Source organism: Paraglaciecola hydrolytica (assembly GCF_001565895.1).
In the GTDB taxonomy this organism is placed as follows: Bacteria; Pseudomonadota; Gammaproteobacteria; order Enterobacterales; family Alteromonadaceae; genus Paraglaciecola; species Paraglaciecola hydrolytica.
Genome location: NZ_LSNE01000011.1, coordinates 24,314 through 38,379, shown reverse-complemented (window position 1 = coordinate 38,379; position 14,066 = coordinate 24,314). Strand labels below are relative to the sequence as shown.

Annotated in this window: 13 protein-coding genes; 7 read left to right on the top strand and 6 right to left on the bottom strand. The window is 42.2% G+C overall.

The window, feature by feature from the left end; genetic code table 11:
* Positions 1-10 precede the first annotated feature (10 nt).
* Both AX660_RS18585 and AX660_RS18580 read right to left on the bottom strand, forming a co-directional pair.
* Positions 11-3,205 (bottom strand): PKD domain-containing protein, encoded by a 3,195-nt coding sequence (locus AX660_RS18585; RefSeq protein ID WP_068380354.1) that lies wholly within the window; start codon positions 3,203-3,205, stop codon positions 11-13.
* 135 nt (positions 3,206-3,340) lie between these two features.
* On the bottom strand, positions 3,341-4,186 hold the full coding sequence (locus AX660_RS18580) for a winged helix-turn-helix domain-containing protein (protein ID WP_068380352.1): 846 nt from the start codon (positions 4,184-4,186) through the stop codon (positions 3,341-3,343).
* Between the two features lie 447 nt (positions 4,187-4,633).
* On the opposite strand from AX660_RS18580, the gene AX660_RS18575 reads away from it, so the two are divergent.
* The gene (locus AX660_RS18575; RefSeq protein ID WP_068380350.1) at positions 4,634-5,131 is read left to right on the top strand and encodes a hypothetical protein; all 498 of its coding nucleotides are present in this window, start codon (positions 4,634-4,636) and stop codon (positions 5,129-5,131) included.
* Positions 5,132-5,170: 39 nt separating this feature from the next.
* On the opposite strand, the gene AX660_RS18570 is transcribed toward AX660_RS18575, so the two are convergent.
* Positions 5,171-6,115, bottom strand: a complete 945-nt coding sequence (locus tag AX660_RS18570; RefSeq protein ID WP_068380347.1) for a hypothetical protein — start codon at positions 6,113-6,115, stop codon at positions 5,171-5,173.
* Complete coding sequence (locus tag AX660_RS18565) at positions 6,115-6,462, bottom strand: PadR family transcriptional regulator (RefSeq protein ID WP_068380344.1); 348 nt, start codon at positions 6,460-6,462, stop codon at positions 6,115-6,117. The genes AX660_RS18570 and AX660_RS18565 overlap by 1 nt, the downstream gene beginning before the upstream one ends.
* A gap of 442 nt (positions 6,463-6,904) precedes the next feature.
* On the opposite strand from AX660_RS18565, the gene AX660_RS18560 reads away from it, so the two are divergent.
* The 6 genes from AX660_RS18560 to AX660_RS18535 all read left to right on the top strand — a co-directional run bounded on the left by AX660_RS18560 (position 6,905) and on the right by AX660_RS18535 (position 13,102).
* Positions 6,905-8,095, top strand: coding sequence for an NRAMP family divalent metal transporter (locus tag AX660_RS18560; RefSeq protein WP_235594794.1), 1,191 nt, complete (start codon positions 6,905-6,907; stop codon positions 8,093-8,095).
* Positions 8,096-8,248: 153 nt separating this feature from the next.
* Complete coding sequence (locus tag AX660_RS18555) at positions 8,249-9,661, top strand: nicotinate-nucleotide adenylyltransferase (RefSeq protein ID WP_068380340.1); 1,413 nt, start codon at positions 8,249-8,251, stop codon at positions 9,659-9,661.
* A gap of 273 nt (positions 9,662-9,934) precedes the next feature.
* Positions 9,935-10,348 carry a GntR family transcriptional regulator gene (locus AX660_RS18550; RefSeq protein ID WP_082769005.1) on the top strand — a complete coding sequence of 138 codons (414 nt, stop codon included), beginning with the start codon at positions 9,935-9,937 and terminating at the stop codon, positions 10,346-10,348.
* Positions 10,348-11,226, top strand: coding sequence for an ABC transporter ATP-binding protein (locus tag AX660_RS18545; protein ID WP_068380338.1), 879 nt, complete (start codon positions 10,348-10,350; stop codon positions 11,224-11,226). The genes AX660_RS18550 and AX660_RS18545 overlap by 1 nt, the downstream gene beginning before the upstream one ends.
* Before the next feature lie 11 nt (positions 11,227-11,237).
* Positions 11,238-11,924, top strand: a complete 687-nt coding sequence (locus tag AX660_RS18540; RefSeq protein ID WP_068380335.1) for an ABC transporter permease — start codon at positions 11,238-11,240, stop codon at positions 11,922-11,924.
* Positions 11,925-11,956: 32 nt separating this feature from the next.
* Complete coding sequence (locus AX660_RS18535) at positions 11,957-13,102, top strand: acyltransferase family protein (protein WP_068380332.1); 1,146 nt, start codon at positions 11,957-11,959, stop codon at positions 13,100-13,102.
* Positions 13,103-13,271: 169 nt separating this feature from the next.
* On the opposite strand, the gene AX660_RS23055 is transcribed toward AX660_RS18535, so the two are convergent.
* Both AX660_RS23055 and AX660_RS18530 read right to left on the bottom strand, forming a co-directional pair.
* A complete protein-coding gene (locus AX660_RS23055; protein WP_106404112.1) occupies positions 13,272-13,427 on the bottom strand; it encodes a lasso RiPP family leader peptide-containing protein in 156 nt (51 codons plus the stop codon).
* A gap of 10 nt (positions 13,428-13,437) precedes the next feature.
* Positions 13,438-14,019: a PEP-CTERM sorting domain-containing protein gene (locus AX660_RS18530; RefSeq protein WP_068380329.1), complete on the bottom strand. Its 582-nt coding sequence runs from the start codon at positions 14,017-14,019 to the stop codon at positions 13,438-13,440.
* Between the last annotated feature and the right edge of the window lie 47 nt (positions 14,020-14,066).

Sequence of the window (14,066 nt, the reverse complement as noted above, 5' to 3'; positions counted from 1 at the left end):
TCGTAATATTTCAAGGTGTACACTGGCCTTTATTGGTTTCTGTGGCAGTGACCGTAAAGGGAAAGAATAAAACATCACCCACCAACTGCAATATCTCATTAGTTGGTACTAACCTGGCTCCTACCACTTCCATTTGATAATTTCCAAAGCTAAAAATTTGCAGCAAAATATACAGTTCCCCAGCCAGATTCAGTTGCACAGTTTGCGTTATCACTCCCGCTGGGGTAGTAATTTCCAGAGTCAGTTCAATATCTGTAAAAGGTGAATTGTCGAGTTTATTAGCGGCCCATAACCACTCCATTATACTCGGTGAGCTTTGCCCGTGATCAGTGTGGTTTACACAGGTTTTTGGCGTACCTACAAAACTAATTTGTTGGGGTGCCCGCTCAAAATCCCCTTCTTCGCCCATGGTATAACCCAATCGTTGGTGATTGACGTCAGTAAATTCGATCCGAACCTGCTCATCCAACACGGCGCCATCAACTAAGATCCTGAAATTAATTTCATCCTCAATGGGATCGTCGCTGAACACTCGTATCCCCCCTGGTGCGTCTTCAACCTGTAAACCAGCAGGCAAACCAAGTGGAAAACTCACATCACTCCAGCGCGGATTTTGCAGCCCCAAAATAAATTCGAAATCATAAATTTGGCCAACCAAATCATCGGGTAAATCTAAGAAAATTTCATATTCATTATCTGCAATCGGATCAAACAAAGTTCCGGTAGAATAGCGTTGAGTTTGCTCATGAATATAAATATTCTTAATCTGATTAAATGCTTCGGCTTTGGCGTCATCCACTTCAGTACTTGCATTAGCAGCAAAGTTCCAGCTATCTGTGTCGATACCGTGCAGGTTGTCGAAAAATGCCTGAGAGTCAAACATAGTAACGCCACCGTCATCATTACGACGACTATAGTTGACGGTGTCTTCAGCAGAACCAACATAAATATTTTCGACCATATCCTTAAGATTAGGTACAAAACCACCACTATAACAAGACACCATCTGCATCATAATATGCACGCCTTTTGCGGCTAGTGGTTGCAATATGTTGGCAAATTCGTCATCCCACAGAACCTCACTGCCCCACAGATTAATGCCTTCATGAAAGGCAACCTGATCGGCTTTGTCGCCATCGAGATCCCAATCTACACCGCCATCATTTGAGTCAATTACATAGTCACTATTAGTATCCCTTCCCATTTCTTTCCATTGATTATTATCCAGTCTTTCCACCACAAAACGCTCACCATCCCAGCGAACACGTATATCCATAGTGCCGTCATGGTCGCTATCCCACTCGTTTGCTCGGTAGTTTCTACCTGTAAGTCGCTGTCCTAGTCTACTAACAGACAATCCGTAATCTGCATCCAACGTATCACCATCACCGTTTATATCTTCGCCACCCAGTTCAGTTTCACTAATGATACCGTCGTTATCAGTGTCACTGCCTTTTAATTGCCAATTTTCACCTACACGTTTGTACACATTTAATTTACCCTCCTCCTCTTTTGCCACAAACCATTGCGCACCTCGATAAACAAATGAAGCTGAGGTACGGTAGGTTTTTGCTCTCGCATCAAACTTAAAAGTGCTTTCATCATGGGATAAACCATTGCTCGCTTCATCTCCACTTAAGGCTGGTCGTGCTCCTGCATAACTTTTTGCCGGATTAAAACCGGTACCATGGTCACCGATAAAAATAGTCAAAGTACAACTGCCCGGCATCTCTTCTGCCAGCTTGGCAAAATGTGCCAGTATTTCGGCTTTGCTGGCGCTTTTATCCACGATCGTCACACCAGCACCACCATCAATGGCAGTACCATTGTTGTAAAACACTTCGATCTGATTTTCACTAAAACCCAACTGCCGCAACTTATTAAAATTGGCATAAGTATTTTGTCTGTAACGATCGTGGTTATTACTTTCATCCACACCACCACTGATAATCACTGCGCGATCACATGCCTGTGCCTGAACTCCAGGCGCTTTTGCCGCAAGCGAGCTAAATGATTTGGCCGCGTAATTAGCTTGATAATCGAAAGTATGTGACTGGGGGCTATCAGCCTCTGCGGCATTTTCTGGTGCTATATCAGGCGTTAACAGATTGGCGTTGACATCATTATTTTGCACAAACTCACTCACCAGCTCGTATTTTTCTACACTGATTAAGGGTGTGGGTTGGATGGCAGGAAAACCAGTGACCGTGCTGTAATCCTTAATTTCACCATAAGCTAAGATCAAATTACCTTGCCAGTCTGCTGGCGGTAAGGTGCCATCAATACGGGCAAAAGAATGATGAGGTAAGGCCTCGTTGGAGCTAAGAATAAGCATGTTATCCACCAGGTAGCCCTTACCATCCGCATTGTCTAGTTCATTACCGTAATAGCCCAGCACCCAGACTTTTTGCCCAAGCATATCTGCATATTCAAAATACAGCTCATTGAGCAACATCGCGGGTTCTAATTGGGACAGAGGCACAAAATTATCAGCGAGCGGATTAACAAATATATTCACCGTTGCGCTAGCCGTGCCTCCTTCGTTATCCGTCACTGTCACATCAAAACTCAGGGTAGTCACTGCATCAATATCTGGTGCAGTAAAACTCGGGCTGACCGTGGCCGCATCACTCAGAGTTACAGCCGTGCCTGCGGTTTGCATCCACATATAACTGGCAATGTTGCCATCATTATCGCTACTGGCAGCAGCACTCAGTGTTACTGTTGTTTGCTCATCAATGGTTTGTTCGTTGCCTGCGCTGGCGATTGGAGGGGCATTTACTGGTTGTACACTGATACTCACAGAATCACTGGCCGTTGCCCCATCGTTATCTGTCACCGCTAATTGGAAGGTCAAAGTGGCTGCAGCGATTAAAGTGGGGCTGGTAAAAGTCGGGCTAGCAACGGCTGCATTACTTAGCGTAACAGCCTCACCTGAGGTTTGACTCCAAACATAGCTAGCAATACTGCCATCACTATCACTACTACCACTGGCAGTTAAGGTGACGCTGCTTTGTTCATTTACTGTTTGATCGACGCCTGCATTGGCCGTCGGAGCTTGATTAGTGGGAGTTCCCCCTCCTCCATCACCATCATTATTACTGCCACCACAGGCATTTAGGCAAAAGATAATAAAAACCAATAACAGAGGGCGTAAAATTGAATAATAAGTTCTTGATATACCAGCAGGTGTATTAACGTTCATGTTGATTTCCCTAAATAACAAACGGTTTTTAGACAGGTTGTGATTTAGGTATAAACAAAAGGAGTGCGCCGATCTTGAAAGTTTTTTGAAAGATTTTGAAAGTCTTTTATTTCAATGGTTTAGCATAAATTAACCTCATTGATGAGGATATAAAGGCAAAATAAGTTGATAAAGTTGTTCAGGATTTACCGCCACTCCCTGACCATGGTATTGCTCCATGAGCTCATGTTGGGCATCGGTTAATACTATGGTGTATAAAAAAAACGGGGTGGCATTGTGTTTAGCGCGCATGGTTTTGAGCAAGTTCAAACCTGCCAATACTTCGCCGTCTCTGCCCATATCAGAGATCACAGCCTTATATTCATAAAGCTCCAGACTGATCAAGGCTTCTTCAGTGGAACGCACTTGATAAACCGTGACATTATGCTGCTCAAGATATTGCCTTTCGACGGTATTATTGTCGGGATTATCATCAACCCACAACAATCGTCCAACCGAGTTAGCTGGCTCACTCACCACCAAGCCTTGCTGACTTGAATCTGACCATAACCAAACTCCCGCCAACACCATGACTAAGGCCACCGCAATTAGCAGCAGACCAGAATTACTTTTAGGCTGTGTCGGTAAAACCGATAGCGGCTGCGGTAAATCTGTTTGTTCACTTACTGTTATTTGCTCACCCAATTCAGCATTAAGACGATAGCCCCTGCCACGCACAGTTTGAATAATTTCATGTTCATAACCATGTTTTTTAAACAAATGACGGGTATCAGACACTAACTTGGAGACTGACCAATCAGATACCACAGTCTCCGGCCACAGTTTTTCGAGAATAAAATCTTTGTCGCAGTGTTGTGGATAATGCTCTACAAGTTCAATTAGTAGACTAACCAAACGATCTTCCGCCTCAATAAGCTGACCGTTAATATGCAAGCACATACTTTCGCTGTTCAGACTAATGGATGCAAACTGATAGATCATAAGTAAACCGCTTGATTTTTATACAAAAAGAATAAGCTTAGTAGGCGATAAAATCCAGTTTTGAGCTAGTGTGAAAACCACAATAAGTTAATGCTTTTGACACAGTTGTACACCTTATTGCTGGCGATCTTGTTGAACTTACTCTTGAGTATCCAGTACATTACTGTCTTCAGTGGCGAGGACTAAAACACTGAGTATCAGTGACTCTGCGACGCCAAATCAGCCTAATTGTTCTAATGCGTCGGCATAATTAGGTAAGTAGGCCACTTGCTGCTTGCCAAGTTAACAGCAATATCTACCAGCTTGTATGTAGGGCTCACTCTAGAGTTAGCAAAAAACCACGTATAATTCTTGCTGCTTAAGTCAAACTCTAGGCCAACTTAACTGTTGAAATTAAATATAAAATACACAATCATATTTAAAAACAATCAACAATTAAGATACAAAATGTTCACAAAAATATTCAAAAAGCTTGTCTTCACTTTGCTTGTCTGTGGTGTTTTATCACCCGCTGTCAGTGCCCAAGAAAACAGCCCTTTTGTAGTCTACGATGATGAACTTAAAAATGGCTGGGTTAACTGGAGTTGGGGCAAAATAAGCATGTCTCATCCGGCGGGTAGCGCTAAACCTATTAAAGTAGAAGGTGAACCCTGGTCAGCTTTAGCTCTGCACCATGAGCCATTTTCTATCGAAGGTTTCAGCAAACTCACTTTTTTTATTAATGGTGGGCTAGAAGGTGGGCAAACTCTTGCGATCAAACTCATTGTTGATGGCAAACCTTTAGACTCAAACTATCTGATCCAACCAAAAATGAAAAGCTGGGCCGTGGCAGAAGTCCTATTGAGTGACTTGGGTGCCAATGGCAGTCAAATCGATGGTATCTGGTTTCAGACTCAGGCAGAAAAAAGCGCGCCCTATTATGTGACGCGTATCCAATTTGAATAAATAAAGTAAAGCCAGTCCACCACGGACTGGCTTAGTTTTTCAAAGTTTTCTAAGACGTAAACTATCCCTCAGTACTTCCCAAGCAGGAAACAAGGCGATAATAAATAACGATACCATCGCGCTATGTTCCACTTGTGCATGACTAAATACTCCCTGCCACTGCTCTGGTGTTACACCTAACAAAGGTGAACTGTTAGCCAGATACAATACAATCAGCATTGCTGTCAGATTCAGCAAAATATTGGCGATCAATAAAGCCTTGCTCCAAATCCTAACCCTGAGTTGCCATAAACTGTTGACCAATCCCAGCACAATCACTGGGCTGGCCCACTGTAAAATCAGGCGGGCATTGTCACTTAACAACGAGCTGCTTGCTGCCTGCGACTCTGCGATAAACCACAGTGGATACCAGATCACCAACAACAAAAATAAGTAAGTCGCTAAATCAGTAAAAATATCGCTCATATCAATATATTGCCAACCTGGCTCGGCTTTAGGTAAGTCTTTTGGTTGCCAATTATTACAGCGACTTGCTTGTTCATCGAGTCTAGTGGACCCCGTAAAAACAAAAGCCAAGGTGATAGCGGTAAAACCAAAACAGGCACTTTCAATAAAACCACTTGCCAAACCATGTAAAAAACCAATAAGTCCCATATCGAAACTACTGAGCCATGCCGTTGTAGTTTCAACTGTTTGTAATAAAAACAAAATGCCTAGCACCATAAACAAGGTGTTTTTATACAGTGGCATTGAACTCGTTTGGATCAAAGGTTGTGGCGGTACAAATTGCCATGCAACTTGGCGAGGATGCCCCATGTTTACTAACAGAGTTGAGATATCATCTTCATTCAATTGACCTTTTTGTTCGGTCAATGCGTCTATTTGATCCATGATGTTGGCCTTGAGTTCACGACCAATTTCCTGCTGTTTAGCTTGTGGCAGTTCACGTTGCACTGCCGCGATATAACGTTTAACGAGTTCCATTATGGTGTCTCCTGTGTCTTAGTCGCCAACAACGAAGCCAGCGAAGTATTAAGATGTTGCCATTCGTCAGTTAACTGACCGAGTAAGCTAGTGCCCAGCTCAGATAGCTGGTAATAACGGCGCTCCCGCCCTTCTGCCTGACGCCATTCGCTGTCGAGCAACTCTTGATCAGCTAAACGCCTGATCAGGGGATACAAAGTCCCTTCGTCAATATCAATGCCGCCATCTTGCAATTGTTTACGCAACGAATAGCCGTAATGAGGCTGTTTAAGCGAGGCAAGCACCGCTAATACCAATACCCCGCGGCGTAATTCCAAACGCATTTTGTCTAATTGTGCTGTTGTCATAGTGATAAACTCCCATACTGTGCGTCACATACTGTATACCGCACAGCAATATACTAGGTGTCACACAGTAACATTGCAAGAGCTTGTTTAAACAAATCTCCTAAAATCATTTAATTTTTTGATTTATAAGGAAATTAAAATAGCTATCTAGCTGCGCATAGCGACTTTGGTTTACACTCATGGTTTACCACATTCTAATACGCCTTATCATTGGAATTGCACGTCGGCCGCAAATGAATAAGACACCATGAGCTTAGTTCTCTAAGTGCAAAGTAATTTACACATCATGGCGAATGAGTGAAGCCAACAAACGTGCAGTTTCAAGGATAAAAGGAATATCAACTACAGGAACCCAGTCGTGGAGCCAACTACTAATCCAGTAACTACTGAAACATCACAATCCTTACGTAACATTATCCGCCTATTGGGCCCGGGAATTTTAATGGCAACGGCTGCGATTGGGGGCAGTCATTTAGTGGCATCGACTCAGGCCGGTGCTAAATTTGGCTGGCAACTGGCCATATTGATTTTGTTGGTTAATGTCTTCAAATATCCCTTTTTTCGTGCGGGAGTCAGTTACACCATCAGCACCAAACAAACCTTACAACAAGGTTATTACCAGATGGGCAAAGGCTATTTACTCACGAGTTTTGGCTTAAATATTATCGCTGCAGTGGTTAACTCAGCGGCCTTATTGCTGTTTTCGGCCAGTTTGTTGGGTTACTTTTTACCTCTCAGCCTGCCGCTAACGTGGTTGTCCGCCATTGTCTTAATCGCTAGTTTAGTCATATTGATTGCTGGTCATTTTGCCGCGTTAAATAAAGTCGCCAAACTGATCATGTTCACCCTTGTGATTGCGACTTTAAGCGCGGCGGCCATGGCTTGGTATCAAGGCCCGGTGGCTCCTAACGATTTTATCTCACCCTCACCTTGGACTTTAGCCACCATAGGATTTTTAGTTGTGACTATGGGTTGGATGCCGGCTCCCATCGAAATATCACTGATCACCTCGTTATGGTTAAAACAGCAATGCAGTGATCAACAAGTGACTCCGCGCTCCGCGCTATTTGATTTTAACTTGGGATATATAATCACCTTGCTTTTAGCCATCGTGTTTTTAGCCTTAGGCGCATTAGTGCTGCATGGCAGCGAACAAGAAATGGCCACTAGCGGAGTAGGCTTTTCACATCAACTGGTTAACTTATATGCCAGTACCATAGGTGAATGGTCACGTTATTTAATCGCACTGATTGCGTTTTTATGCATTTTTGGTTCTTGCATCACCGTATATGACGGTTATTCACGTGCACTAGCTGAAGGGTTTTCAATATTAAAAGGCCAAGACAAAGCCGATAACCGCCAATTTGTGCGCTGGTTACTGTTTGTCGCCATAGCCAGTTTTAGCATAGTGCTGTTTTTTAACTCAGCACTGTTAGCTATGTTAGGGTTTGCCATGACCTTAGCGTTTATCACCACTCCCATGTTCGCTTGGTTAAACCATAAACTGGTCTACAACACTCAGATGCAAGAAGAAGTGCAAGGCGGTGTCGCCTTAAAAATTCTCAGTTATATGGGACTGGTTTATTTATTTGGCTTTTTAATTTTATTTATTGTGTGGAAGTGGTTTTTGTAAGTGTAGTGGCTTGTAACTCGCTTGGCATTGCTACTTTTATCTTTCATATTCAACAAATTAGTAAATAAAGTGACAACATTTAGATTTATTGAACCCTAAAAAAAAGGCTACAATAACCACCTTAACGCCACTACTTTCGCACCTGGAGTCAACATGGACAAAAATGTCAGCTCGCGTACTACTACGCAAAAAGCCTTACGCTTGAATTTAGATGAAAAAAAATACGGTACGATAGTTGAGATTGGTGCAGGACAAGAAGTTGCCAGACAGTTTTTTATTGCCGGCGCTGCCGCCGGCACCATAGCTAAAACCATGTCAGCCTATGACATGAAGTTTTCAGATGCGATTTATGGTGTACAAGAAGATGGCCGTTACGTCAGTAAAGCACGAGTTAACGCCATGATGGAGCAAGAGTTTGACTTAGTGGTTGAGCGTGTTGGCGACATTCGTTCAAAATCATCGCGTTATTTTTCTTATGCGGCTACGGTGGCGGCCAAGCGTTTTAACCAAGACAACGAATGCCATGCTTGGTGTGGTGTGCGTATACAAATGTATCCTGGTGCGGAGCCTTCCGATATTACTATCCATGTACGCATGCTCGATGACAACGCCGAAGCACAGCAACATGCTTTAGGGGTACTCGGTGTTAACTTGATCTATGCCGCCTATTATTATTTCGAAAATCCAAAAATGATCATCGATTCACTCACGGATCAAATGAAACCAGGTCGCATTGAAATTGATTCAATTGATTTTAAAGGGCCCTATTTTGAAGATTTAGATAATCGCGCCATTAATTTGCATTTGATCAGAAGTTGGAAAACGCGAGCGATCATGTTTCGTCCAGATGGCAGTGTTGTGGTTCCTGCCGAAATTCTTTATAAAAAGAACGTATTAACGATACGTGGTTCATTTCGCCCAGTAACAAATTTAAATGTCGATATGATTGAGCAAGGTAAAAAATCCTTTTTTACCCAAGTCGATGTCAACGCCAAAAACACTGTGGCAATCGCTGAAATATCACTGAATGATGCCAAAGGCCACGATGCCAAAGTGCCAGAAGGAGATATTATTCAGAGGGTACGATTACTCAACTTACTGGGTTACAACGTTATGGTATCGGACTATACCCGTTACTTTTCGTTGCGTGCTTACTTCCGCCAATACACCAAAATGCAAATAGGTATTGTGGTGGGCATGGTCAATATTAAACAAATTTTTGATGAAGATAGCTATCGTGGCGTCGAAGGTGGCATTCTTGAAGGTTTTGGTAAATTATTCCCTGACAATACCCGCTTATTTATTTATCCAGAACTGACTGACAATGGCGAGATAAGCGATTTTACCGCGGTTAAAGTCCAAGATCATTTGCGCTTCTTATATCGCCACTTATTGGAAAATGGTTTCTTAGCTGGCATAGAAAGTAGCGACGTAAATTTATTTAAAATCTATTCACGGGAAGTACTTAAACAAATAGCCAGTGGCCGTGGTGAATGGGAAAAGAGCCTGCCACAACCCGTCGTTGAAGAAATTATCAATAATAAACTCTTTGGTTTTAGAGGCTAAACCAAGCTAAAAATAACTGATTGCCCTCGTAAGAGGGCCTTCAGCGCCGAAGCTTTTGCCTTTTCTTTTGCCGTTGTTATCAACTATTCACTAGCCTCTATTTACTGCTCTTACTGCTTTGTCTGATTATTCTGATTATTCTGATTATTCTGCTTTCTCTGCTTTCTCTGCTTTCATCCGCTTAAAATTTAATCTTTTTCTTGCACTGTGCATATCTGTGTATATACTGAGTATATTGTATATACACAGTAGTGCACGGAACCGGGAAACTTAATGACATTTGGACTGTTTTTATCCAACACAGATAAAAAACCCATGTATTTGCAAATTGTCGAACAGATCACCAGCAAGGTGCTGATTGGCGATTGGCCTGCTGATATGCCATTACCTTCTATTCGTGAGTTAGCCGCCAGTACTCAAGTCAGTGTTATTACGGTTAAACGTGCTTATTTGGAATTGGAGCGTGCTGGCGTCATCGTCACTCAGGCAGGTAAAGGCTCTTATGTATCAGCTAATACCGATTTAAATCAGCAGCTTAGACGGCAAGAGTTTGAGCAACAACTGGCTGACACCATTAACCTTGGCAAACAATTACAGTTAAGTGATGAACAAATTATCGACTGTGTAGCACAACAACTGCTTATGCAAACCTCGCTTAAATCGGGCGTGAAAGCTGGAGAACAATAATGCAAAACTATGCATTTGAAATGAACGATGTATCGATTCGCTACCCACATTTTAAGATGGAAGGGCTTAACCTCTCCTTACCTCAAGGTCAGGTAATGGGTTTGGTTGGCGTCAACGGGGCTGGCAAATCGACCACTATCCGCATCCTGATGGGTTTGGTTAAAGCCGATAGTGGGCAAGTTAAAGCATTAGGCTACAACTTGCCTGAGCATCAAGTCCAAGCCAAATACGATATTGGTTTTGCCTCAGACGATATGCGTTTATATAAAAGTCAAACCTTGCAATGGCACATGGATTTTATCAAAAGTATTTATCCTAAATTTGACTCCGCCTATGCCGCCGATCTGTTAAAACGTTTTGATTTAATTGCCGATCAACAAATCAAAGGTATTTCCCACGGTCAACGAGTTAAAGCCTGTTTGCTGTTAGTTCTGGCTCGCCGTCCTAAGTTACTAATATTGGACGAACCTACAACCGGTCTTGATCCCGTCGCCCGCGAAGAAGTGATTTGTGAGCTGGCTGATATCCTACTCGACGACGAGCGCAGTGTATTGTTTTCATCCCACAATACCCATGACATCGAAAAACTCTCGGACCAAATTGCCTTTTTAGACAGAGGAAAATTATTAGCCCTACAAGATAAAGAAAGTTACTTAGAAAGTTGGGCACGTTTTAGATGCCAAATAAACAATACGTCGAGTGAGTCTGTACTTGGTGCAGTCAGCATTAAACGTAATGGCCAGATAGCAGAAATTGTGACTGCTCAGTATTCACCACATTACGTTGCGCAACTCCAACAAGCCGGTTTTAGTGTGTTAGAACAGCACCGTATGTCCCTCGAAGAGATTTTTGTCGCCAATATAAAACGCAGTCGCTAGGAGTGCACTTTATGACAACCTTATTTAAAAATACCAACATGATAAAACGCCTGATTATTAAAGATTGGGAATTGATGAAAAAAGGCATCGCAGGTTACATGGCCGCAGGTATTGTAACCATTGGCATCATGGGCATGGCCACCGAAATCACTTTTAATGTAGGGGCCATTTTAATGATCACTTTATTGATCGTGATAGGCGCTCGCTCTGCTGTCGAATCCATAGTAAATGAAAAAAAAGACCAAACCATGCCCTTTATTTTGAGTTTACCAATCAGTCCCCAGCACTATGCTTTGGCTAAGTTATTGTCGAACTTAGTCTTATATATAGTGCCTTGGTTGATCTTGGTACTAGGTATGTTGGCGGTTATCATCAGTACCCCCATTTACAATGGTGTCATACCCTTGGTCGTGTTAGTCAGTGTCTATATTTTAGCGGCCTATTGTTGTTATCTTGCCACAGCACTTTTGACTTACTCTGAGGGTTTTACCATTGCTGTCATGATCGTAACAAACTTACTTATCAATGCTTTTATTATTGGCATAATGCGGATGCCAGAAATTAATCAAACCTTTAAGGCCGCCACCGCCAGCTGGAATAGTACCTCACTGACTATTTTAGCCGCAGAACTTGGTTTTACTTGCGTTATCCTAGTATTAACCGCCTATCTGCAACAACGTAAAACCAACTTTTTATAAAGCATTAACAAACCACCACAGGAGTTTTGACTATGAATATTGGTCAGGGATCAGTGCGTCTGTTTTATATGGACAATTTACGCGCCTTAGCCATGTTAACTGGTGTATTTTTCCATGCAGCTTTAGCCTATAGCCCAATGTTACATTCGATGTGGCCCAGCGCCGATCAACAAAATCATTGGTTTTTTGATGTCTTCGCGTGGGGCAGCCACCTGTTTAGAATGCCAGTGTTTTTTGTGATGGCCGGCTTTTTTTGTGCCTTATTATTGCACAAACAAGGCGGCAAAGCGTTTTTTAAAAACCGCTTGTTACGCATTGCTTTACCCCTGGTATTATTTCTCCCTCTACTGAGTATCGCCATGGGCTACATAATAGAATTTGGCTTAGAACAAGTGCAAAACCCGTCGCCCTTTTTAGCTTTTGTCAAAACACTGATGACCATGCCTGAAACACCCACAATGCCATTAAGCACCATGCACTTATGGTTTTTATACCACTTATTATTTTTATATTTACTTACCTATATTTGCCATATTTTAGTGGGAGCAAAATTTGCAAATTGGTTTGTAACTCTTAAGCCCAAACACTTATTAACATTATTGATATTAGCCATTATGCCAGCGCTATACGTGGTGCCAGTACCCTTCCCTGCGCCAGAGTGGATCTTCCCTGCGCTTTGGGCGCTGTGGTTTTATGGATTGTTTTTTGCTTTAGGTTTTGGCTATTTTACCAAGCCAAAACTAATCGAACAGTTTGAAAATCAATTAGCCTACTACCTGCTAACCGGTTTGCTGTGTTACGCACTCTGTTACTATTTATTACCCGCTAGTTTATTGCCTGACAACCAGCCCACAGGTTTATTAAAATTAGGCCTTACTTTGCTTGAATCTGCTGTCTCCGTGTTACTAACGATTTGTGCTGTACTTTACGCCAAACGGTTTTTAAACAGTAACCATGCTGTTATGGCTTACATCTCAAAGGTAAGCTACTGGGTGTATATCGTGCATTTACCCCTGTTATTTTTTATCGGTTTTTTACTACTGGATCAAGACTGGCACATGCTTATTAAATTTGTGGTGAGCTGCGTGGCAACTATTGGCATTAGTTTGCTGAGCTTTCATCTACTCGTATCTTGGACATGGCTGTCAGGTATATTGGTGAGTAAAAGCAGCGGATAGCAGTAGGTTGTTAAATAACAGCAAGATTCGATGCAGAGTGTTCATAGGTGTTCAATTAGCACTCGCTAAAATGAACAATTTTAATAACTAAAATATATATACATAGCCTGTCAGTTATTTTTACAGATATAAAAAAACCCGCCTAAGCGGGTTTTAAAATGACTAACGATTAACCTTGGAATGGGTTACGTTTGGTATTGCCACCTTGTTCGTCTGGTATGCTACCAGCGAAACCTTGAGTTAACTCAGCTAAACTGCCTACTTTAGTTAATTCAGGCTTTGTATATGCAAGCTTTTCAGACATGTTATTTTCCAATGTATTCATAATTATCTCCTTAAGCTTGTTTACGACGTGAACGTACTGCTAAACCTAATAATGCTAAACCCATTAAAGATAAAGCTGCTGGAGCTGGAACCACCGCGTCAGTATCCATTGTAAACATGGTTTGACCAAAGCCGATGTCATTTAGCGTTAAGCCTGTATACAATTCATCTTGAAATTGGCCTGAAAATGACCATCCTATAGCCGGAAATGCAATGAAGTCACGACCAGGACCTGAGCCATTATTAGGACCAAAACCTTCTAGCGTATCGAATACAAAAGCGGAGCCTAAATTGATGAATAGTGATACAAGAGCTTGATTACTGTTAGATAATATCCAAGCACCAACCAAAGAACTTCCATCATTCATCATAGTATCGCCATCAACCATCAACGACCAATCAACACCACTAACGCCACCAGCATCACCACCTAAATCTTCCCATGTAAGGGTTTGACTTGGTGTTTGATCGCTATAAGTTGCGGTGACTTCAATACCAGCCATGTCAGCACCAGTTACATCCCAAATAAATGCAGCTTGCGCCTGGCTAGCAAACATTGCGACAGCTAAGCCTAATCCTAAAAGTTTTTTCATATCTATCCCCTATCAAAAAAGTTGACTCTGGTATGCGGTAACGGCTA

Excerpts from the sequence above, each read along its gene's own strand:
- AX660_RS18530 (WP_068380329.1), bottom strand. The coding sequence starts at position 14,019 with ATGAAAAAACTTTTAGGATTAGGCTTAGCTGTCGCAATGTTTGCTAGC.
- AX660_RS18535 (WP_068380332.1), top strand. The coding sequence starts at position 11,957 with ATGAATATTGGTCAGGGATCAGTGCGTCTGTTTTATATGGACAATTTA.
- AX660_RS18565 (WP_068380344.1), bottom strand. The coding sequence starts at position 6,462 with ATGACAACAGCACAATTAGACAAAATGCGTTTGGAATTACGCCGCGGG.
- AX660_RS18585 (WP_068380354.1), bottom strand. The coding sequence starts at position 3,205 with ATGAACGTTAATACACCTGCTGGTATATCAAGAACTTATTATTCAATT.
- AX660_RS18570 (WP_068380347.1), bottom strand. The coding sequence starts at position 6,115 with ATGGAACTCGTTAAACGTTATATCGCGGCAGTGCAACGTGAACTGCCA.
- AX660_RS23055 (WP_106404112.1), bottom strand. The coding sequence starts at position 13,427 with ATGAATACATTGGAAAATAACATGTCTGAAAAGCTTGCATATACAAAG.
- AX660_RS18540 (WP_068380335.1), top strand. The coding sequence starts at position 11,238 with ATGACAACCTTATTTAAAAATACCAACATGATAAAACGCCTGATTATT.
- AX660_RS18580 (WP_068380352.1), bottom strand. The coding sequence starts at position 4,186 with ATGATCTATCAGTTTGCATCCATTAGTCTGAACAGCGAAAGTATGTGC.
- AX660_RS18555 (WP_068380340.1), top strand. The coding sequence starts at position 8,249 with ATGGACAAAAATGTCAGCTCGCGTACTACTACGCAAAAAGCCTTACGC.
- AX660_RS18550 (WP_082769005.1), top strand. The coding sequence starts at position 9,935 with ATGACATTTGGACTGTTTTTATCCAACACAGATAAAAAACCCATGTAT.
- AX660_RS18560 (WP_235594794.1), top strand. The coding sequence starts at position 6,905 with ATGGCAACGGCTGCGATTGGGGGCAGTCATTTAGTGGCATCGACTCAG.
- AX660_RS18575 (WP_068380350.1), top strand. The coding sequence starts at position 4,634 with ATGTTCACAAAAATATTCAAAAAGCTTGTCTTCACTTTGCTTGTCTGT.
- AX660_RS18545 (WP_068380338.1), top strand. The coding sequence starts at position 10,348 with ATGCAAAACTATGCATTTGAAATGAACGATGTATCGATTCGCTACCCA.